This is a genomic window from Saccharicrinis fermentans DSM 9555 = JCM 21142, assembly GCF_000517085.1.
GTDB classification, from domain to species: Bacteria; Bacteroidota; Bacteroidia; order Bacteroidales; family Marinilabiliaceae; genus Saccharicrinis; species Saccharicrinis fermentans.
The window spans coordinates 3,433,346-3,450,548 of the sequence record NZ_KI912107.1; the positions used below are offsets into that span (position 1 = coordinate 3,433,346).

Sequence of the window (17,203 nt, forward strand, 5' to 3'; positions counted from 1 at the left end):
ATCATGAAAAAAACACTTATTTTATCATTATTGGTCATTGCATTTACAGCCTGCAATACCTCCAAACAAAAGGAACTAGAACAACAAAACGATTCATTGGTTTCCGTTGCCATTGAACAACAACAAATCACAAATGACCTAGTAAATACGCTGGTTAGCATTGATCAGAACCTACAGGATATCAAAGAAAAAGAACAAATCATTAAAGGAAATTTAGAATCTCCTGAAAGAAATTCCAAAGATATCCAAAAGAGTATCAATCAGGATATTCTTGATATCTATAAGTTAATGTTGGTCAACAAGGAAAAGATTGCTGAACTGGAACAAAAGTTAAAATCTTCGGGCTCAAAAAACAAAAACATGAACAACCTGATAAGCCGACTGAACAGTCAGTTAAAAGAAAAAAGTATAGAAATTATTACGCTCAAAGAAGAACTAAATAATAAAAACATCGAAATTGCTTCTTTGAACTTCACCTTGGAAGGAATGTCTGAAGTAATCGATTCCATCAGAATGGTCAAACAAAAAACGGAAGCCATCCTGGACTCTACAACCACAGAACTATACACCGCTTACTATGCCTTTGGCACCAAAAAAGAACTAAAAGAACATCATATTATTTCAAACGAAGGACTTCCTTTATTTGGTAAACAAAAGGTGTTAAGCGAAGATTTTAACGAAGATTACTTTACCAAAATCGACATCCGGGAGGTAGAAAGCATTCCTTTATTTCGTCCTAAAGTAAAAATGCTTACCAATCACCCTGAAGGATCATTCGAACTATTAAATGGCGAAGAAGATACCAAGACCATTAAAATATTAGACAAAGAAGCATTCTGGAGCATCTCTAAATTTATGGTAGCCCAAGTGAATTAAGCTGAATAAAATCGAAAGTTCTCCGACACAGGAATCTGAATTAGAAGAAGAGCCCCGTTGGATGATTGAAAATACAATTTAAACAATAATAAAAAACTCCGCCAATGGCGGAGTTTTTATTATCCTATTGTTCTACGTAAGATACAAGACTGCTGCCAAAGAAAAGGATATTATCAAATGGGTAAAAATATTTTAACTTTACCCCAATGATAGATTACAAACCAATTGAATTTTAATGCAAAAATACAAACACCTTTTTTTCGATCTGGACCATACCCTATGGGATTTTGAGACAAACTCTATCCACACCTTGAAAGAACTATATGAAAAATATAAATTAAGTGATTCGTTTCAGGGTTTTGATGCATTTTATAAACGTTATGAGGCACATAACGAGGAACTTTGGGTACAATATCGCGAAGGTAAGATCACAAAAGAACTCCTAAACTTCAACCGGTTCCACACCCCTCTTTCAGAAGCAGGCATAAGTGATGACGCTATTGCACAAAGCTTTGCCCATGACTACATTACGGTTAGTCCTACCAAAACTGCTTTAATGCCACATGCGAAAGAAGTACTGGATCAACTTAAACAAAGACACACTCTACACGTTATTACCAATGGATTCAAGGAAGTTCAATTTATAAAACTAAAAAACAGTCATTTGCATCATTATTTTTCCAAGGTGTTTATTTCTGAAACCATAGGCGCTTCCAAACCAAAAACAGCCTTTTTTGAATATGCCGTAAAAAGTGCCAACGCGCGAAAAAAAGAATGTCTGATAATTGGCGACAACTTGGAAACCGATATTGATGGAGCCATTAATTTTGGATTGGATTATATTTTTTTCAACCCAAATAAAAACGAACATAAGCGACAATTAATGAACGAAATAACTGATTTAAGACAAATAATTAATATAGTAAAAAGCTAATTGGTCACAAACGCATTCACAATCGTCAGCGCAAGCGCCAAGCAGCTAAAAACAATCAACTGATAGACATGTTAAAAATTCACGCACTTACTTACAACCCCTGGCAAGAAAACACATATCTGATTGCAGCCGAGAATGGAGACTGCATCGTTGTGGATCCCGGATGCCTATCTGATGAAGAACAACAAAACCTAGTTTCTTATATGGCGGACAATCATCTCAAGCCAGTCCGTTTGCTCAATACGCATTTACACCTGGACCACGTATTCGGGAACCGTTTTGTCTGTCAACACTATGGACTATCGGCCGAAGCTCATCAGGCAGATGAATTCTGGATTGAACAAACCGTTCCTTATGCTGCTCAGATGGGATTTACCTTAACAGAAAACCCTCCTGCTTTAAAAAGATATCTGGAGCATGACCAGATTATTGAATTTGGTGGGTCTACCATAAAGGTACTTCATGTGCCCGGGCACTCTCCCGGAGGTGTTGCCTTATATATGGAGCAAGAAGGAGTACTGATTGCAGGAGATGCACTTTTTAGAGAAAGCATAGGACGATCTGATTTACCCGGTGGGGATTTTGACACTCTTATCACAGCCATTAAAACCCACCTCTTAACATTACCAGATCAAACTGTTATTTATTCTGGTCACGGACCTTCGTCTACCATTGCACACGAGAAGATTCATAATCAATTTCTATAACAAAATATTATGTAGATAAATTATATTCGAGCCCATAAACTGACCGTTAATTCCAGTGATGGGCTCGTTTTTTTTAAGCACCTGCCCTTATTTTTGGGGACTACCCTTGATATTCTGACAAAAATCATCTTCAAATCCCACATGTATCATTTTTATAATTTGCTTAATCTCTTACCTTTAAAGGCGCTTTAAAAATTATAATTTACACAAGGTTAACAATCATAAACAAAGGATTGTCAACATCTTAGGCAAAAACATAATTATACAGATATGGCTACAGATAAATTCGTTGCAAGGCATATTGGACCTCGTGACCATGAGATTGACGAAATGTTAAAAACCATTGGTGCCGAATCAATGGATGTATTAATTGACCAGACGATTCCTTCGAACATAAGGCTAAAAAAAGACTTACGTCTGGCTAAGGGACTCACCGAGCGTCAATATTTTAGAAAAATTTTAGACATTGCTAGCAAAAATAAGGTGTACAATACTTATATAGGAATGGGCTATTACGATACCATCACACCTGCGGTCATCCATCGCAATGTATTGGAAAATCCGGTCTGGTACACATCGTACACCCCTTACCAAGCAGAGATCTCTCAAGGCAGACTAGAAGCGTTGTTAAATTTTCAAACCGTCGTGATAGATCTCACAGGAATGGAGATCGCCAACGCATCCTTGCTGGATGAAGCAACAGCAGCTGCCGAAGCCATGATAATGATGTTCAATTCACGTTCCAGAGCCATGGCTAAAGCTGGAGCCAACATACTCTTTGTTGACGAAAAAGTATGGCCTCAAACACGTGCTGTTCTGGAAACAAGAGCAATGCCCTTGGGTATTGAGTTGCAATTTGGCAACTGGAATCATTACACGCCCACAGACCAACACTTTGGTGTAATTGTTCAATATCCCAATTCTGACGGAAACATTGAAGACTACAAAACACTTGTGGAAAAAGCACACCTAAATGAATGTAAAATAGCCGTAGGAGCCGACCTACTAAGTCTGGCATTATTAAGTCCTCCAGGCGAATGGGGAGCTGACATTGTTTTCGGCTCTTCGCAACGCTTTGGTGTTCCTATGGGATACGGAGGACCACACGCCGCATTCTTTGCCGCCAGAGAGTCTGCCAAACGCCACTTACCCGGAAGAATTATCGGCATTACCAAGGACAAAAACGGCAACCGGGCACTTAGAATGGCATTACAAACACGCGAGCAACACATCAAACGCGAACGAGCCACCTCCAACATATGCACTGCACAAGCCCTACTGGCAACCATGGCCAGCTTCTACGCTGTATACCATGGAGCAGAAGGTATCAAAAGAATTGCAGCAGAAATACATAGCATAGCCTCTTTATTGACCCAGGAGATTGAGAAATTAGGCTATCAACAACTTAACGAAAATTATTTCGACACCATCAGGTTTGCCATGGCTCCACACGCCTCTGTTGATTTGATAGAAAAATATTCGTTGGAATTAAAAATGAACTTCCGTTATTTCGATAACGGCGATGTGGGCATTAGTATTGATGAAACCACTAACCTGGAGGATATCAACTGGATTTTAGAAGTATTTGCCAGGGCTGCATGCAACGAAGAACCAGAAATAAAAGACATACCAGATATATGCACCATCGATGGCGCCTACCTCAGAAGTAGCGAATACATGCAGCAAGAAATATTTAAACGCTATCGTTCTGAGACCGAAATGGTTCGCTACATTAAAAAACTAGAACGCAAAGACATATCACTTACTCACTCCATGATATCCTTGGGGTCATGCACCATGAAATTAAATGCTGCCACCGAGATGCTTCCACTAAGCTGGATTGAATTCGGAGGCATCCACCCCTTTGTCCCCGTTGATCAAGCTGCAGGGTACCACCTGCTTTTTGCCGAACTTAAAAGAGATTTGGCTGAAATTACCGGTTTTGCAGACATCAGCCTCCAGCCCAATTCTGGTGCTGCCGGAGAATATGCAGGACTCATGGTGATCAGAGCCTACCACCAAAGCATAGGAGAACAACAACGCAATGTGGTTATCATACCTTCTTCAGCCCACGGAACCAATCCCGCCAGCGCAGTCATGGCTGGCATGCAAGTGGTTGTGGTAAAATGTGACGAAAGAGGAAATATAGATGTCAAGGACCTCAAAGAAAAGGCCGAAAAACACAAAGAAACACTTGCTTGTCTGATGATTACCTACCCATCAACCCATGGTGTATTTGAGGCCTCGGTTGTTGAAATATGTGAAATCATCCATACCAATGGAGGCCAAGTATATATGGATGGTGCCAATATGAATGCACAAGTAGGACTGACGAATCCAGGTTTAATAGGAGCCGACGTTTGCCACCTAAATCTGCACAAAACATTTGCCATTCCACATGGTGGAGGTGGCCCCGGTGTTGGCCCCATTGGAGTAGCAAAACATTTGGTAGACTTTCTGCCAACCCACCCTGTTGTTCAAACCGGACGTAAGGGCATCTCTGCTGTAGCCGCAGCTCCATGGGGTAGTGCCAGTGTGATGCCCATCACCTATGGTTATATAAAAATGCTGGGAAGCGATGGATTAACCAAATCAACAGAAGTAGCAATTCTAAATGCCAACTATCTGGCTCATCACCTAAAAGAAGGCTACGGCATCCTGTACACAGGAGAAAAAGGAAGAGTAGCCCACGAGTTGATTCTGGAATGCCGTCATTTAAAAGCCAGCGCAGGCATTAGCGAATTGGACATAGCCAAACGGTTAATGGATTATGGATTCCACGCCCCTACACTATCGTTTCCTGTTCATGGCACTTTAATGATAGAACCTACAGAAAGTGAATCCTTACAAGAACTGGATCGTTTTATCGAGGCCTTAAAAGAAATCTATAAGGAGATCAAAGAAATAGAGTCTGGCGACGTTGACAGAGAAGACAATGTACTCAAAAACGCACCACACCCCGATTATTCTGTAGTATCAGATACATGGTCTCATTCTTATGGTCGTGAAAAAGCCGCATTTCCACTAGAGTGGGTAAGAGATAATAAATTTTGGCTATCGGTTGCCAGGGTTGATGATGCCTTTGGAGATAGAAACCTGATTTGTGCCTGCGGTACTCCGGAGGAATATGAGTTGCTAAACAAATAAAAACACTATTACATCATTGAAGGCTGCTTTCATATATTTTGGAGGCAGCCTTTTTTTACCCCCCCAAAAAAAATACATTGATATATATACTACGAAGTTCTAATGGATCATTCACATTTAAGAGCCAGAAAACAAACTATTCTTAATACTAAAATTAATAATAGCCATATCCGAATAATCTTTAAAACTCGTATTATTATGAGTATGCTGATATAGTACCATCCCCTCCACTGAAGTCTTGGCACTAAGCTGATAACCTACACCAAGTCCATGCCGCCCTCGATTAAACAGAATATAATCATCCTGAAGTTTCCCCACAGGATTAAAAAAGAACTCTAACGAGGCAATCCAGTATGCAATATTAACCCCTTTCTTTTTAGGTGTACAAAAGTTTCTTTCGGTTTTAATTTGATACCTAAAACGCGAAGCATTTTCACTTTTTTCGGCTTTCTTATAAGTATAAAATTGTTCTTCCATCCTCAGACGATGCGAGAAAGACATATGTGCCAATCTGGGATATGAAATTTTTATGGATTGATGTGGTCTGAATTCATTTTTCACTTCTTGATCAGATGTGGCAGTTCTATTATACATCACACCAACATCCACCGAAATATGATCATTTAGTTGATAGGCTGTCAGATTTCTAATCCCCCAACGCGTCCACTCAACGCCATCATATCCCCTATAATATCCACCATCAAAACTGGTCTTCCACAAGGGACTCACTTTAAACTGTTCCTGCAATAAGGTCCTAAGCTCCTGTTTCTGCGCCCACAAAGCAGCCCCAGAAATAAAAATACAAATAAAAACGATCGTTCTTTTTATCATCATCTTACCTCTCCAATCAACACACGACACCATTTACGGCTAATACTATACAAACAGCGCCATATTCATTTATTGTTACCAAGGGCAAAAATGAAAAAAAAGACTAAAAAAAACAAACTATTTATTTATGGAACTTTCAATGATATCGCTAAAAACATCCTTGATATTTAATCCTGCTGCTTTTATTTGCTGAGGGATAAAACTCGTCTCGGTCATTCCAGGTGTTGTATTTACTTCCAGAAGAAATATATTGTTGTTGCTCAGAATATAATCCACGCGCACAATACCCTTACACCCCAAAATATCATAAATAAGCGAAGAAATTTTCTGAACCCTTTCAGTTGTTTTTTCCGGCAATCTGGCGGGCGTTATTTCCTGTACCTTATCGGCATTGTATTTAGCTTCAAAATCAAAAAACTCATTGGCTGAAATCACCTCCGTAATTGGAAAAACCCTTTCTCCTTTAGGCGTTTTATATAAGCCACAAGTAAACTCATTGCCTTGAATAAACTGCTCAATGATGACTTCATCACTTTCTTCAAAGGCCTTTATAATGGCCGGGGCTATTTCGCCTATTCTCTGAACTTTAGTAATACCGAAACTGGAGCCTCCCGCATTGGGTTTAATAAAACAAGGTAAACCCAGTGTATCCACAATATGATCTACATTATACGCAGTACCTTTTCTGATCAAAAGAGAATCAGCAACCGCCACTCCAAAACCTTTTAAATAAGTATTACAGGCGAACTTATTAAAGCTCAACGAAGAAGACAAAACACCACAGGTAGTATAAGGCATTCCAATCATATCAAAGTAGCCCTGTAATCGTCCATCCTCACCCGGTGTTCCATGAATGGTGACATAGGCACAATCAAAAGACACCCGATCATCTTTTTGCACAAAAGAAAAATCATCCTTACAAATTGCATACGCCTTCCCGTCAACTTCTGCCTCCCATTTTTCCGAAGTAATCAAAACAGGGATGGCACGATAAACAGATGGATCGATAAAAGACAGCACACCCTTTGCGCTGTTTCTTGACACTACTATTTCCGACGAATCGCCACCATAAACTACCGCAATATTCTTTTTACTCATGATATATGATTATCCTTATAACTTACTCTATACACTATTTCCACAAGCAGTTCACTATATATTTTAAGATGGGCACACTCCCATATTTCACTTTATCCAACCGCGGGTTACCAACAAGCCACCACATTTAAAACCCACCTTCACATCCTTTTCTCTCATAACTGCGCATCCACCAAAACCTACTTACCTGTTTTATTCTCCCCGGGCAGCAATATAAGCTCTCCACTTTTCTATAACCATTGACATATCTTCCGGGATATCAGTATCGAAGCTCATTTTCTCACCTGTATGCGGATGGATAAAACCCAGGGTCTTAGCATGCAATGCCTGACGAGGTAATATTTTAAAACAGTTTTGCACAAACTGCTTATATTTAGTAAAAGTCGTACCTTTTAATATCTCTTCACCGCCATACCGCTCATCATTAAAGAGGGTATGCCCAATGTATTTCATATGCGCACGAATCTGATGGGTTCTTCCGGTCTCCAACACACATTCCACGGCCGTCACATATCCCAGCCGCTCCAATACTTTATAATGGGTCACCGCATGCTTTCCAAACGCACCATCAGGAAAAACAGACATTTGCATTCTATTCTTAAGACTTCGTCCTATATGCCCGGTAATGGTTCCCTCATCTTCCTCCATATTACCCCATACGAGCGCTACATACTTACGCTCTGTGGTTTTGTCAAAAAACTGACGAGCCAGATGATTTTTTGCTTGCTCTGTTTTTGCCACAACCAATAAACCAGAAGTATCTTTATCTATTCTATGCACTAGACCAGGGCGTGGATCATCGGCATTAAAGAGTGGCAAATCGCGCAAATGATAAGCCAGGGCATTCACCAAAGTACCCGAATAATTCCCATGACCGGGATGCACTACCATACCTGGATTCTTATTGACCACCATTAAATAATCATCTTCAAAATGAATATTCAATGGTATATCTTCAGGTATGATTTCAATTTCCCTACGCGGATACTCCATTACGATGGTAATGGTTTCGTTGGGTTTTAATTTATAATTTGATTTTACCGGAGCACCATCAACCAATATATTCCCTGCCGAAGCTGCCTCTTGTATCTTATTTCTAGAAGCATTCTCCATCCTATTAACCAAAAACTTATCAATACGTATTGGTTTTTGACCAGCATCACTCACAAAACGAAAATGCTCAAACATTTCATTCTGTTCATCCTCAAACCCCTTGGTTTCTTCTCTATTGTTTTTCTGCTCCGTCATGATTTAATTTATTTGCGCTGCCAACGAATCTACAGCTAATGAATCCACCCATAGGGTATCGGGCATGATCTTAAACGAGTCAATGGTTAGCCACACATCCAACGAAGATCCCAAGCGAAGTTTTCTTCCTGACTCAGCATCAGGTAACTGTTTCCAAATAAAGGCTCTAGTACTATCTTGCAATGTTGGAATACTATCATCATAAATAACCGCATCAATATTGAGCGAGTTACTTTGACAATACGACCGCGCCTCTTCCAAAGTCATACCTAACAAATCAGGCACTTCGGTTTTTTCATCACTCAGTCCCTGCCCCACCAACAAGTCAATGGTTGACCCTTTGGCAATAAGAGTTCCGGGTTCAATAGGCTTACCTTTGTATTGTTGCCCCAATACCAATTGCGTATAAACCGAAGGTATATAAATCAACTTTCCGACCTTTATCCCGTACGACTCCAGGGTTACCTGTGCATTACGCAATGAAAAATCAACCAATTGTGGCATAGGCACCTGTTCGGCAGAGAAAGCATTGATAGTAAAAAATATAGTTCTATTTTCTTTCACCTTACTACCAGGCTTTGGCGTTTGCTCCACCACTACTCCGGGCGCCATTTCGGCAACATGAACTGAATCGATAATATTATACCGAAGCTTTTTCTGTTGCACCAAATCAATAAACTGTCTCTCGGTTAAACCTGAGAAATCCGGTGTTGCATAATTTTCACCGTGATGAGTATAAATACTCAGCGAAACAAAAGTAATTATCAATAACAAAGCAATCAAACCCAAAGCTGATGCTATATGAATAAGAAACTTTTTGCTGATCAAAAATTTAAGAACCGACATAAATTGTACGTTTTAATCAAGATGAGCTCAAAAATAATACAAAAAGGCAAAAAAAAAGGATTCACGAGGAATCCTTTTTAATATCTGTTGAAGCATTAATTATGCTTTATGTCTTTTCTCGCTTGAAACACTTAGTTTCTTTCTACCTTTAGCTCTTCTTGAAGCTAAAACTTTACGTCCGTTAGCGCTGGCCATCCTAGCTCTAAATCCGTGCTTGTTTCTTCTTTTTCTGTTCGAAGGTTGAAATGTCCTTTTCATCGTATTATTTTTTTATATCTTTCGACAGTTCGTTAGTTTCTAATTTCGGACTGCAAAAATACATCTTTATTTCCTTCTTCCAAAAAAAATAAAAGATTTATTTAAAGAATTGTTACTTTTTGTACGACAGCCCCATAGCTCTTAGTTTCTCTCATCAGAACGTAAGGTGTATCAATTTCTTGGTTTCAAAGAATTCTTCGGCATAATAATCGGTCAATTCCAACACCGATATTCTTTTATTAAAAGGCTTTATTTCATCTTCAAATTCCCCGCCTTTAAGATATAAAATACCATTAGACACAGCATTTTTATTAACATCGCTAACCAGATGTCTGGTCAGAGAAACAAAACGAGGGAAAGCTGTCACAGCCCTACTCACTACAAAATCATATTTTCCTTTCACATTTTCAGAACGTGTTTGTTGGGCTTTCACATTCTTCAATCCCAGTTCTTGAGCGATGGTATTAACCACCTTAATTTTTTTTCCAATAGAATCGACCAGGTGAAACTCACAATCAGGAAAATAAATAGCCAGCGGAATACCCGGAAAGCCTCCTCCAGTTCCCACATCAATTATTTTTGTTCCGGCACAAAACTTGGTATATTTAGCAATAGCCAAAGAATGTAACACATGACGAATATTTAATTCATCAATATCCTTACGAGAAATAACATTTATTTTCTCATTCCATTCAGGATACAGCTCTTGTAATTTATTAAACAGCCCAATCTGCTCTTCCGACAATTCGGGAAAGTAATTTTGAATCAAATCCATTTTAAATCCATCTACACACTTTAAGGCAGTTCCCCTAAAGTCTAATCTAATTTTACATCGGTATTTTTCAGCGTATTAAAAAGGAGCTCACGTGCTCTGAACAGCTGCGCTTTCACAGTTCCCAGAGGCAAATCCAATTCTTGAGCAATTTCTTCGTAGGAGAACTCACTAAAATAACGCAACTCAATTAAGGTACGGTATCTTGGCTTTAGCTTTTTAACCACCGTGCGCATTAGCACAGCCTTTTGTTGTTTGATCAGCCCCTCTTCCGGATCCGGAGTATCATCTTTCAAATGAATAGGAGTATCATTCTCCTTGTCTTCGCTAAGATGTGTTCCATCTATCGAAACGATATTATTCCGCTTCTTACGCAAATAATCGATACAATTATTAGACGCAATTTTAAAAAGCCAAGTACTGAATGCGTAATTAGGCGAGTATTGATGGATGTTTTTAAAAGCTTTTCCAAAAGCCTCAATGGTAAGATCCTCTGCATCACTTTTATTGTTCACCATTTTCAATAACATAAAGTAGATGGCATCGCGATATCTACCCATAAGTTCGGCAAACGATTTCTGATCGCCTTTCACAGCTAATTGAACGAGTGCATAATCGTGCCTAGCCTTTTCTGATAAGTTTGGATTTAAGTCCATTTATTTCTATTTGCTTGTCTTTTTCCACTAATAAGCAATAAACCTGTTACCAAAGGCAGTATAAAATCTAATAATAATCCGCCCCATGCTAACTCAGTTGTTTCTATTTGCCTGGCTATTTTTCTTTGAATAAAATATTGAACAGCCAATTTAACAATTATAATCGTAATGAAAAACACTTCAAAATTAGAAAAAAAAACAGACATTAAGGATATGCACCACAATAATTGTCGCGATAAGGCCTCAACCCCAAGCAGAACCTTTGTTTTAAACCGGTAATAAGGGGCTGTAGTCAGATGTCTTTTTTTTTGCCTTTTCCATTCTTTAAAACTTTTTACAGGCACCGAACGGGTTTGACTATGAAGCAAAGCCACAATGGCCACATTATTTTTATTGGCTGCATCCCGAATAAATAAATCATCATCACCAGATAATATATGCTGGTGACTTTTAAAACCTTGGTTATTATAAAAAAGAGACTTCTTATAGGCCATATTTCTTCCCACTGCCATATAAGGAATACCTCGCAAAGCAAACGACAAATACTGAATGGCTATTTGAAAGGTATCATATCTCTGCCAAAGGTTAATAAAGCCTTTTTGTTTTTTATAAGGACCATATCCCAACACAATATCTTTTCCTAAGGAAAAACCTTGCACCATCTCTTTGATCCAATATTTATCCACGGGTTCACAATCGGCATCAGTAAACAGGAGATGTTCATATTTGGCCGCTTTCACCCCCAAGGTTAGGGCAAGTTTTTTACCATGCCGAAACTTCTTATCATAAGGTATGCTGGTAAAATATAAATTTGCATACCTCTCTTTTAAGCGAGCCAATACCAATTCCGAGGTATCCTCCGAAGCATCATTTACCACAATAACCTGAAAAGGAGCCGAATACTCCTGCTCCAACACCGCAGGAAGATGCTTTTCTAAATTTTTGGATTCATTTTTAGCACATATAATGACTGATACAGGCGGATAGGAGAAATTTGACTCCCCCTGATCGTTTTTCAAATATTTACCCAATGCAAGGTAAAAGTACAAATAGTAAAACATCTGCACAAAAAAGGCACAAAGCAATAGAACGCTTACGTAAAACCAAGGCCCACTCAACGGTATAAAATATGATAATTCCACTTTCCAAATATGAATAATTTAACGGACTCTGGCAAGTGTTATTTACGCAGTATTGTTCAAAAAAGATATAGTAAAACACTACACTTCTTCATTTAGTTGAGTAATTTTTCTCTCCAAACAGATACCTAACCACTAAAATCATGTACTCAAAAGAATACTATCTGATAGCAAGCGTAAAGAAAGGCTGATGGTTGAATACATAAAGAATAAGTACCACAATATATTTTTATAAAATATACCTAATAAAGTCAATAATGTATTTTTATATTTGCATCCCCAAATGAAGAGCTAATGGATTTTGAATTACAGATAACAGACCCCAAAAGTAGAGCAAGAACAGGAAAGATAACTACAGATCACGGCGAAATAGAAACCCCTATTTTTATGCCCGTAGGAACTGTAGGTAGCGTTAAAGGGGTTCATTTTAACGATCTGAGAAACGACACTCATGCCGAGATTATTCTTGGCAACACATATCATTTATACCTACGACCGGGCTTAAAGATCATTGAAAAAGCAGGAGGATTGCACAAGTTCAATGGATGGGATCGCCCCATTCTAACGGACAGTGGTGGTTTTCAGGTATTTTCTTTAAGTGGCAACAGAAAACTAAAGGAAGAAGGTGCTATTTTCAGATCCCATATTGATGGTTCAAAACATTTGTTTACTCCCGAAAATGTAGTGGACACACAACGTATTATAGGAGCCGACATTATAATGGCTTTTGACGAGTGTGCACCTGGTGATGCCGATCACAAGTATGCCAAGAACTCTATGCAGCTAACACATCGCTGGCTCCAAAGGGGGATCACTCAATTTGATGCCACCCAAGCGCTATATGGTCACTCGCAAACATTTTTCCCTATCGTACAAGGAGCAGGATTCAGAGATTTACGGAAACAGTCGGCCGAATACATTGCCTCCTTTGAAAGAGAAGGCAACGCCATAGGAGGGCTGGCAGTAGGCGAGCCCCCGGAAGTGATGTACGAAATGATCGAAGTAGTTACAGACATTCTTCCGCAAAATAAACCTCGTTATTTAATGGGGGTTGGAACACCTGTAAATATTTTAGAGTCCATCGCACTCGGCGTAGATATGTTCGATTGTGTAATGCCAACCCGAAACGGACGAAATGGAATGCTTTTTACTTCCAGAGGCATCATGAACATGAAAAATGAGAAATGGAAAGATGATTTTTCACTCTTAGATCCGGAAGGTACTTCTTTTGTAGACCATCAATATACCAAAGCCTACCTACGTCATTTATTTGTATCCAAAGAACTTTTAGCCGCCCAAATAGGTAGCCTGCATAATTTGGCCTTTTATTTGTGGTTAGTCAAGGAAGCACGCAAGCACATTCAAGCCGGCGACTTTAGTGAATGGAAAGACAACATGGTCAAACAACTATCTGTACGTCTCTAAGAAACCCGCTTTTTAACTTGCGTTAAATCAACATCAAAATAAATCACAACAATAGTTTTGTCCATTATTTTTTTGTTATTTTGTTTATAACTAAAGTATACCACTTCAAATGAGAGGAGCCATACAAAAGCTTGACAGGTACATCATTAAAAAATTCCTGGGCACCTATTTTTTTGCCATCTTATTAATTATCAGCATAGCGGTAGTATTCGATATTACAGAAAAAATTGACAATTTTCTGGACAAGGAAGCGCCCATCCATGCGATCATCTTTGATTACTACGCCAACTTCATCCCTTACTTTGCCAACCTTTTCACGCCTCTTTTTGTTTTTATTGCGGTGATATTTTTCACCTCAAAAATGGCCTACGACACCGAGATAATCGCTATTTTATCAGGCGGCATAAGCTTTAAACGCCTAATGTTTCCTTATTTTGTAGGTGCTTTAATCGTAGCCATATTCTCCTTTATCTTGGGGGCATATATCATACCCCCCTCCAATAAGGTTCGGCTGGAATTTGAGTCCACCTATGTTAAAAACAAAAAAGACACAGGACTTACAGATATCCACCTACAACTAGAACCTGGATTATTTATTTATATGGGTAGATTCTACGGTTATAGAAACAAAGGAAACCACTTTTGCGCCGAACGTTTTGAAGGAACCAGATTGCTCTCCAAACTATCCTCGCAAAGCATTACTTATAATAAGGACAAAAAAAACTGGACGCTCACCAACTATATTCAAAGAGATTTTGTAGATGATAAACATATCCAAATAACAGAAGGAAGTAAAATAGATACTGTTTTTAATATGACACCATCGGACTTCAAATCAGAGCACAATTGGTTTGAAACGATGACCAACACCGAGCTCAGCGCTTACATTGAAGCACAAACAAAAAAAGGAGTAGGTTCCATAAAACCATATATAATTGAATATTATAAACGCTGGGCCAATCCTTTTTCAGCATTTATTCTTACCTTGATAGGCGTTTCATTGGCTTCACGTAAAGTTAGAGGTGGTATTGGTTTGCATATTGGTATTGGTCTGGGGCTGAGCTTTGGTTACATTCTGTTTATGACTATATCCACCACCTTTGCAATAAATGGAAATATGAATCCACTTATAGCCGTATGGATGCCCAACATAGTATTTACCCTTATTGGGTTATATCTTTATAAAAAAGCCCCCAAATAAAGGGGCAAACAATAATATCCAAACAAGCCTATTCTTTGCTAAAATAAAATGATTTCAGGTGCAAGTTTTGGTATCAAAATAATTTTTGTAATTATGTACCCTGAAATTTCAAGCATATCCTTATCTTTAAGATATTGATTTGCATTAAGTTAATTAAAATTATTTAACTATGTCATTGAAAAAACACATCCTTGATCTTCGTAAAAGAAAGAAAAAGGTTGAAATGGGAGGTGGTGAAAAAGCCATCGAAAAACAAGTTGCCATGGGTAAAATGACTGCCCGTGAGCGTATTCTTGCCATTCTTGATCAAGATTCTTTTACAGAGTACGATCTTTTTGTTGAGCACGAAGCAAAAGACTTCGGGATGGACAAAAAGCAACTCCACGGTGATGGTGTGATTATCGGTACTGGTACTATCTATGGAGCACCTATTTGCGTGTTCGCTCAGGATTTTACTGTTGCCGGTGGTTCTTTAGGGCTAATGCACGCCCGAAAAATTACTAAAATCATGGATCACGCGTTAAAAATGCGCGTCCCTTTAATTGGAATTAACGATTCGGGTGGTGCCCGTATTCAGGAAGGAGTTAACTCTCTTGCTGGTTATGGAGAGATCTTTTATAGAAACACAATCGCTTCCGGAGTAATCCCTCAAATCTCAGTCATCCTAGGCCCTTGTGCCGGTGGTGCCGTTTACTCTCCAGCCCTTACTGACTTTGTATTTGTGGTTGATAACATTTCTAAAATGTTCATCACAGGTCCGGGTGTCATTAAAACAGTTTTGGGTGAAGAAATATCAATGGAAGAACTGGGAGGAGCCCGTGTTCATGCCGAGACTACCGGTAATGCACACTTCTTTGCCGAAAGCGAACAAGAATGTTTCGAACAAATTAAAAAATTAATCACTTACATCCCTTGGAATAACAGTAAAAAAGCGAAGGAATTTCCTCCCAAAGATCCTGTATTCAAAGGAAACATCGAAGACTTAATTCCATCTGATCCCCGCAATCCGTACGATGTACGTGATGTGATAAGAGGAATTGTAGATGATGGTGACTTTTTTGAGATTCAAGAACTTTTTGCCGCTAACATCGTCATTGGCTTTGGCCGCTTAAATGGACAAACCATTGGTTTTGTAGCCAACCAACCTCTTGTATTGGCAGGTGTATTAGATTGTGACAGCTCCGATAAAGCAGCTCGTTTTATCCGCTACTGCGACTCTTTCAATATTCCTATTGTCACTCTTGAAGACATGCCGGGGTACCTTCCTGGAGCAGACCAAGAACATGCAGGTGTAATTCGTCATGGTGCAAAAGTTCTGTATGCATATTCTGAGGCCACCGTACCTAAAGTTACCGTTATCTTACGTAAAGCTTATGGTGGTGGATATATTGCGATGAACTCACGTCACCTGGGAGCTGACTTTATGTTTGCATGGCCTACTGCCGAAATTGCCGTGATGGGACCTGAAGGAGCAGCCAACATCATCTTTAAAAAAGAGATTGAAGGAGCTGAAAACCCAGAAGAGATGCGTCAAATAAAGGTTCAAGAATACAAAGACAAATTTGCAAACCCTTATGTGGCAGCAGCCAAAGGCTACATCGACTCTGTTATAGAGCCCAACGACACACGTAGTATTTTATTACATGCTTTAGAAGTTTCTGAGGGTAAAGACGTACGTCATCCTGAGAAAAAACACGGAATTCCTCCATTTTAAATCGACTAAAGATGATAAATAAAGACGAATTAGTTGGCTTTAGGGTACATACAATGGAGTACCAAACTAAGGCTACAAAAAAGTATACCAACAGAAAGCCTTGGCACGCTCCAGACCCTTGTGAAATTCGCTCTCACATCCCTGGTACGGTCATTAAATTTCACGTAAAAGTAGGTGATGTGGTCAAAGAAGGCGACTCACTTATGGTACTTGAAGCCATGAAAATGCTAAATCAAATTGCCATGCCATTTAATGGTAAGGTAAAAGAGATTTGCGTTAAAGAAGGTGACAAAATTCCTAAAGATGAACTGATGATTATTATTGAAGAGTAATCATCTGTTTTAGATATGA

General features: G+C 39.0%; 16 protein-coding genes. 8 read left to right on the forward strand and 8 right to left on the reverse strand.

From position 1 onward, the window contains the following. Positions 1 to 3 precede the first annotated feature (3 nt). The 4 genes from CYTFE_RS0113980 (at position 4) to gcvP (ending at position 5,664) form a co-directional block, all read left to right on the forward strand. Positions 4 to 876, forward strand: coding sequence for a Cbp1 family collagen-binding glycoprotein adhesin (locus tag CYTFE_RS0113980; RefSeq protein WP_027472293.1), 873 nt, complete (start codon positions 4 to 6; stop codon positions 874 to 876). A 235-nt stretch (positions 877 to 1,111) separates the two neighbouring features. Further along, positions 1,112 to 1,810: a YjjG family noncanonical pyrimidine nucleotidase gene (locus CYTFE_RS0113985; RefSeq protein ID WP_027472294.1), complete on the forward strand. Its 699-nt coding sequence runs from the start codon at positions 1,112 to 1,114 to the stop codon at positions 1,808 to 1,810. Between the two features lie 68 nt (positions 1,811 to 1,878). Beyond that, positions 1,879 to 2,517 (forward strand): MBL fold metallo-hydrolase, encoded by a 639-nt coding sequence (locus CYTFE_RS0113990; protein ID WP_027472295.1) that lies wholly within the window; start codon positions 1,879 to 1,881, stop codon positions 2,515 to 2,517. A 270-nt stretch (positions 2,518 to 2,787) separates the two neighbouring features. Next, positions 2,788 to 5,664, forward strand: a complete 2,877-nt coding sequence (gcvP, locus tag CYTFE_RS0113995) for an aminomethyl-transferring glycine dehydrogenase (protein ID WP_027472296.1) — start codon at positions 2,788 to 2,790, stop codon at positions 5,662 to 5,664. Between the two features lie 117 nt (positions 5,665 to 5,781). Here gcvP and CYTFE_RS0114000 read toward each other — a convergent pair whose 3' ends face one another. The 8 genes from CYTFE_RS0114000 to CYTFE_RS26570 form a co-directional block, all read right to left on the reverse strand. After that, the gene (locus tag CYTFE_RS0114000; RefSeq protein ID WP_161636235.1) at positions 5,782 to 6,498 is read right to left on the reverse strand and encodes a DUF2490 domain-containing protein; all 717 of its coding nucleotides are present in this window, start codon (positions 6,496 to 6,498) and stop codon (positions 5,782 to 5,784) included. 114 nt (positions 6,499 to 6,612) lie between these two features. Further along, positions 6,613 to 7,593 carry a D-alanine--D-alanine ligase gene (locus tag CYTFE_RS0114005; RefSeq protein WP_027472298.1) on the reverse strand — a complete coding sequence of 327 codons (981 nt, stop codon included), beginning with the start codon at positions 7,591 to 7,593 and terminating at the stop codon, positions 6,613 to 6,615. Between the two features lie 192 nt (positions 7,594 to 7,785). After that, complete coding sequence (locus CYTFE_RS30035; RefSeq protein WP_027472299.1) at positions 7,786 to 8,841, reverse strand: RluA family pseudouridine synthase; 1,056 nt, start codon at positions 8,839 to 8,841, stop codon at positions 7,786 to 7,788. Between the two features lie 3 nt (positions 8,842 to 8,844). Further along, positions 8,845 to 9,687 (reverse strand): PASTA domain-containing protein, encoded by an 843-nt coding sequence (locus CYTFE_RS30040; RefSeq protein WP_044212349.1) that lies wholly within the window; start codon positions 9,685 to 9,687, stop codon positions 8,845 to 8,847. 99 nt (positions 9,688 to 9,786) lie between these two features. Next, positions 9,787 to 9,945 (reverse strand): 50S ribosomal protein L34, encoded by a 159-nt coding sequence (gene rpmH / locus CYTFE_RS26565; protein ID WP_044262814.1) that lies wholly within the window; start codon positions 9,943 to 9,945, stop codon positions 9,787 to 9,789. Positions 9,946 to 10,099: 154 nt separating this feature from the next. Further along, a complete protein-coding gene (rsmG, locus tag CYTFE_RS0114020) occupies positions 10,100 to 10,720 on the reverse strand; it encodes a 16S rRNA (guanine(527)-N(7))-methyltransferase RsmG (RefSeq protein ID WP_027472300.1) in 621 nt (206 codons plus the stop codon). Between the two features lie 41 nt (positions 10,721 to 10,761). Beyond that, entirely contained in the window at positions 10,762 to 11,373 is a 612-nt protein-coding gene (locus CYTFE_RS0114025) for an RNA polymerase sigma factor (RefSeq protein ID WP_027472301.1), read from the reverse strand. Beyond that, positions 11,364 to 12,515, reverse strand: a complete 1,152-nt coding sequence (locus CYTFE_RS26570) for a glycosyltransferase (RefSeq protein WP_152541705.1) — start codon at positions 12,513 to 12,515, stop codon at positions 11,364 to 11,366. Before CYTFE_RS26570 ends, CYTFE_RS0114025 begins: the two co-directional genes overlap by 10 nt. Positions 12,516 to 12,806: 291 nt before the next feature. On the opposite strand from CYTFE_RS26570, the gene tgt reads away from it, so the two are divergent. The 4 genes from tgt (at position 12,807) to CYTFE_RS0114055 (ending at position 17,184) form a co-directional block, all read left to right on the forward strand. Continuing rightward, positions 12,807 to 13,937: a tRNA guanosine(34) transglycosylase Tgt gene (gene tgt / locus CYTFE_RS0114035; RefSeq protein ID WP_027472302.1), complete on the forward strand. Its 1,131-nt coding sequence runs from the start codon at positions 12,807 to 12,809 to the stop codon at positions 13,935 to 13,937. Between the two features lie 109 nt (positions 13,938 to 14,046). Beyond that, positions 14,047 to 15,138 (forward strand): LptF/LptG family permease, encoded by a 1,092-nt coding sequence (locus CYTFE_RS0114045; RefSeq protein ID WP_027472303.1) that lies wholly within the window; start codon positions 14,047 to 14,049, stop codon positions 15,136 to 15,138. A gap of 169 nt (positions 15,139 to 15,307) precedes the next feature. Further along, positions 15,308 to 16,852, forward strand: a complete 1,545-nt coding sequence (locus tag CYTFE_RS0114050) for an acyl-CoA carboxylase subunit beta (RefSeq protein WP_027472304.1) — start codon at positions 15,308 to 15,310, stop codon at positions 16,850 to 16,852. Positions 16,853 to 16,863: 11 nt separating this feature from the next. Continuing rightward, the gene (locus tag CYTFE_RS0114055; RefSeq protein WP_027472305.1) at positions 16,864 to 17,184 is read left to right on the forward strand and encodes an acetyl-CoA carboxylase biotin carboxyl carrier protein subunit; all 321 of its coding nucleotides are present in this window, start codon (positions 16,864 to 16,866) and stop codon (positions 17,182 to 17,184) included. Positions 17,185 to 17,203 lie beyond the last annotated feature (19 nt).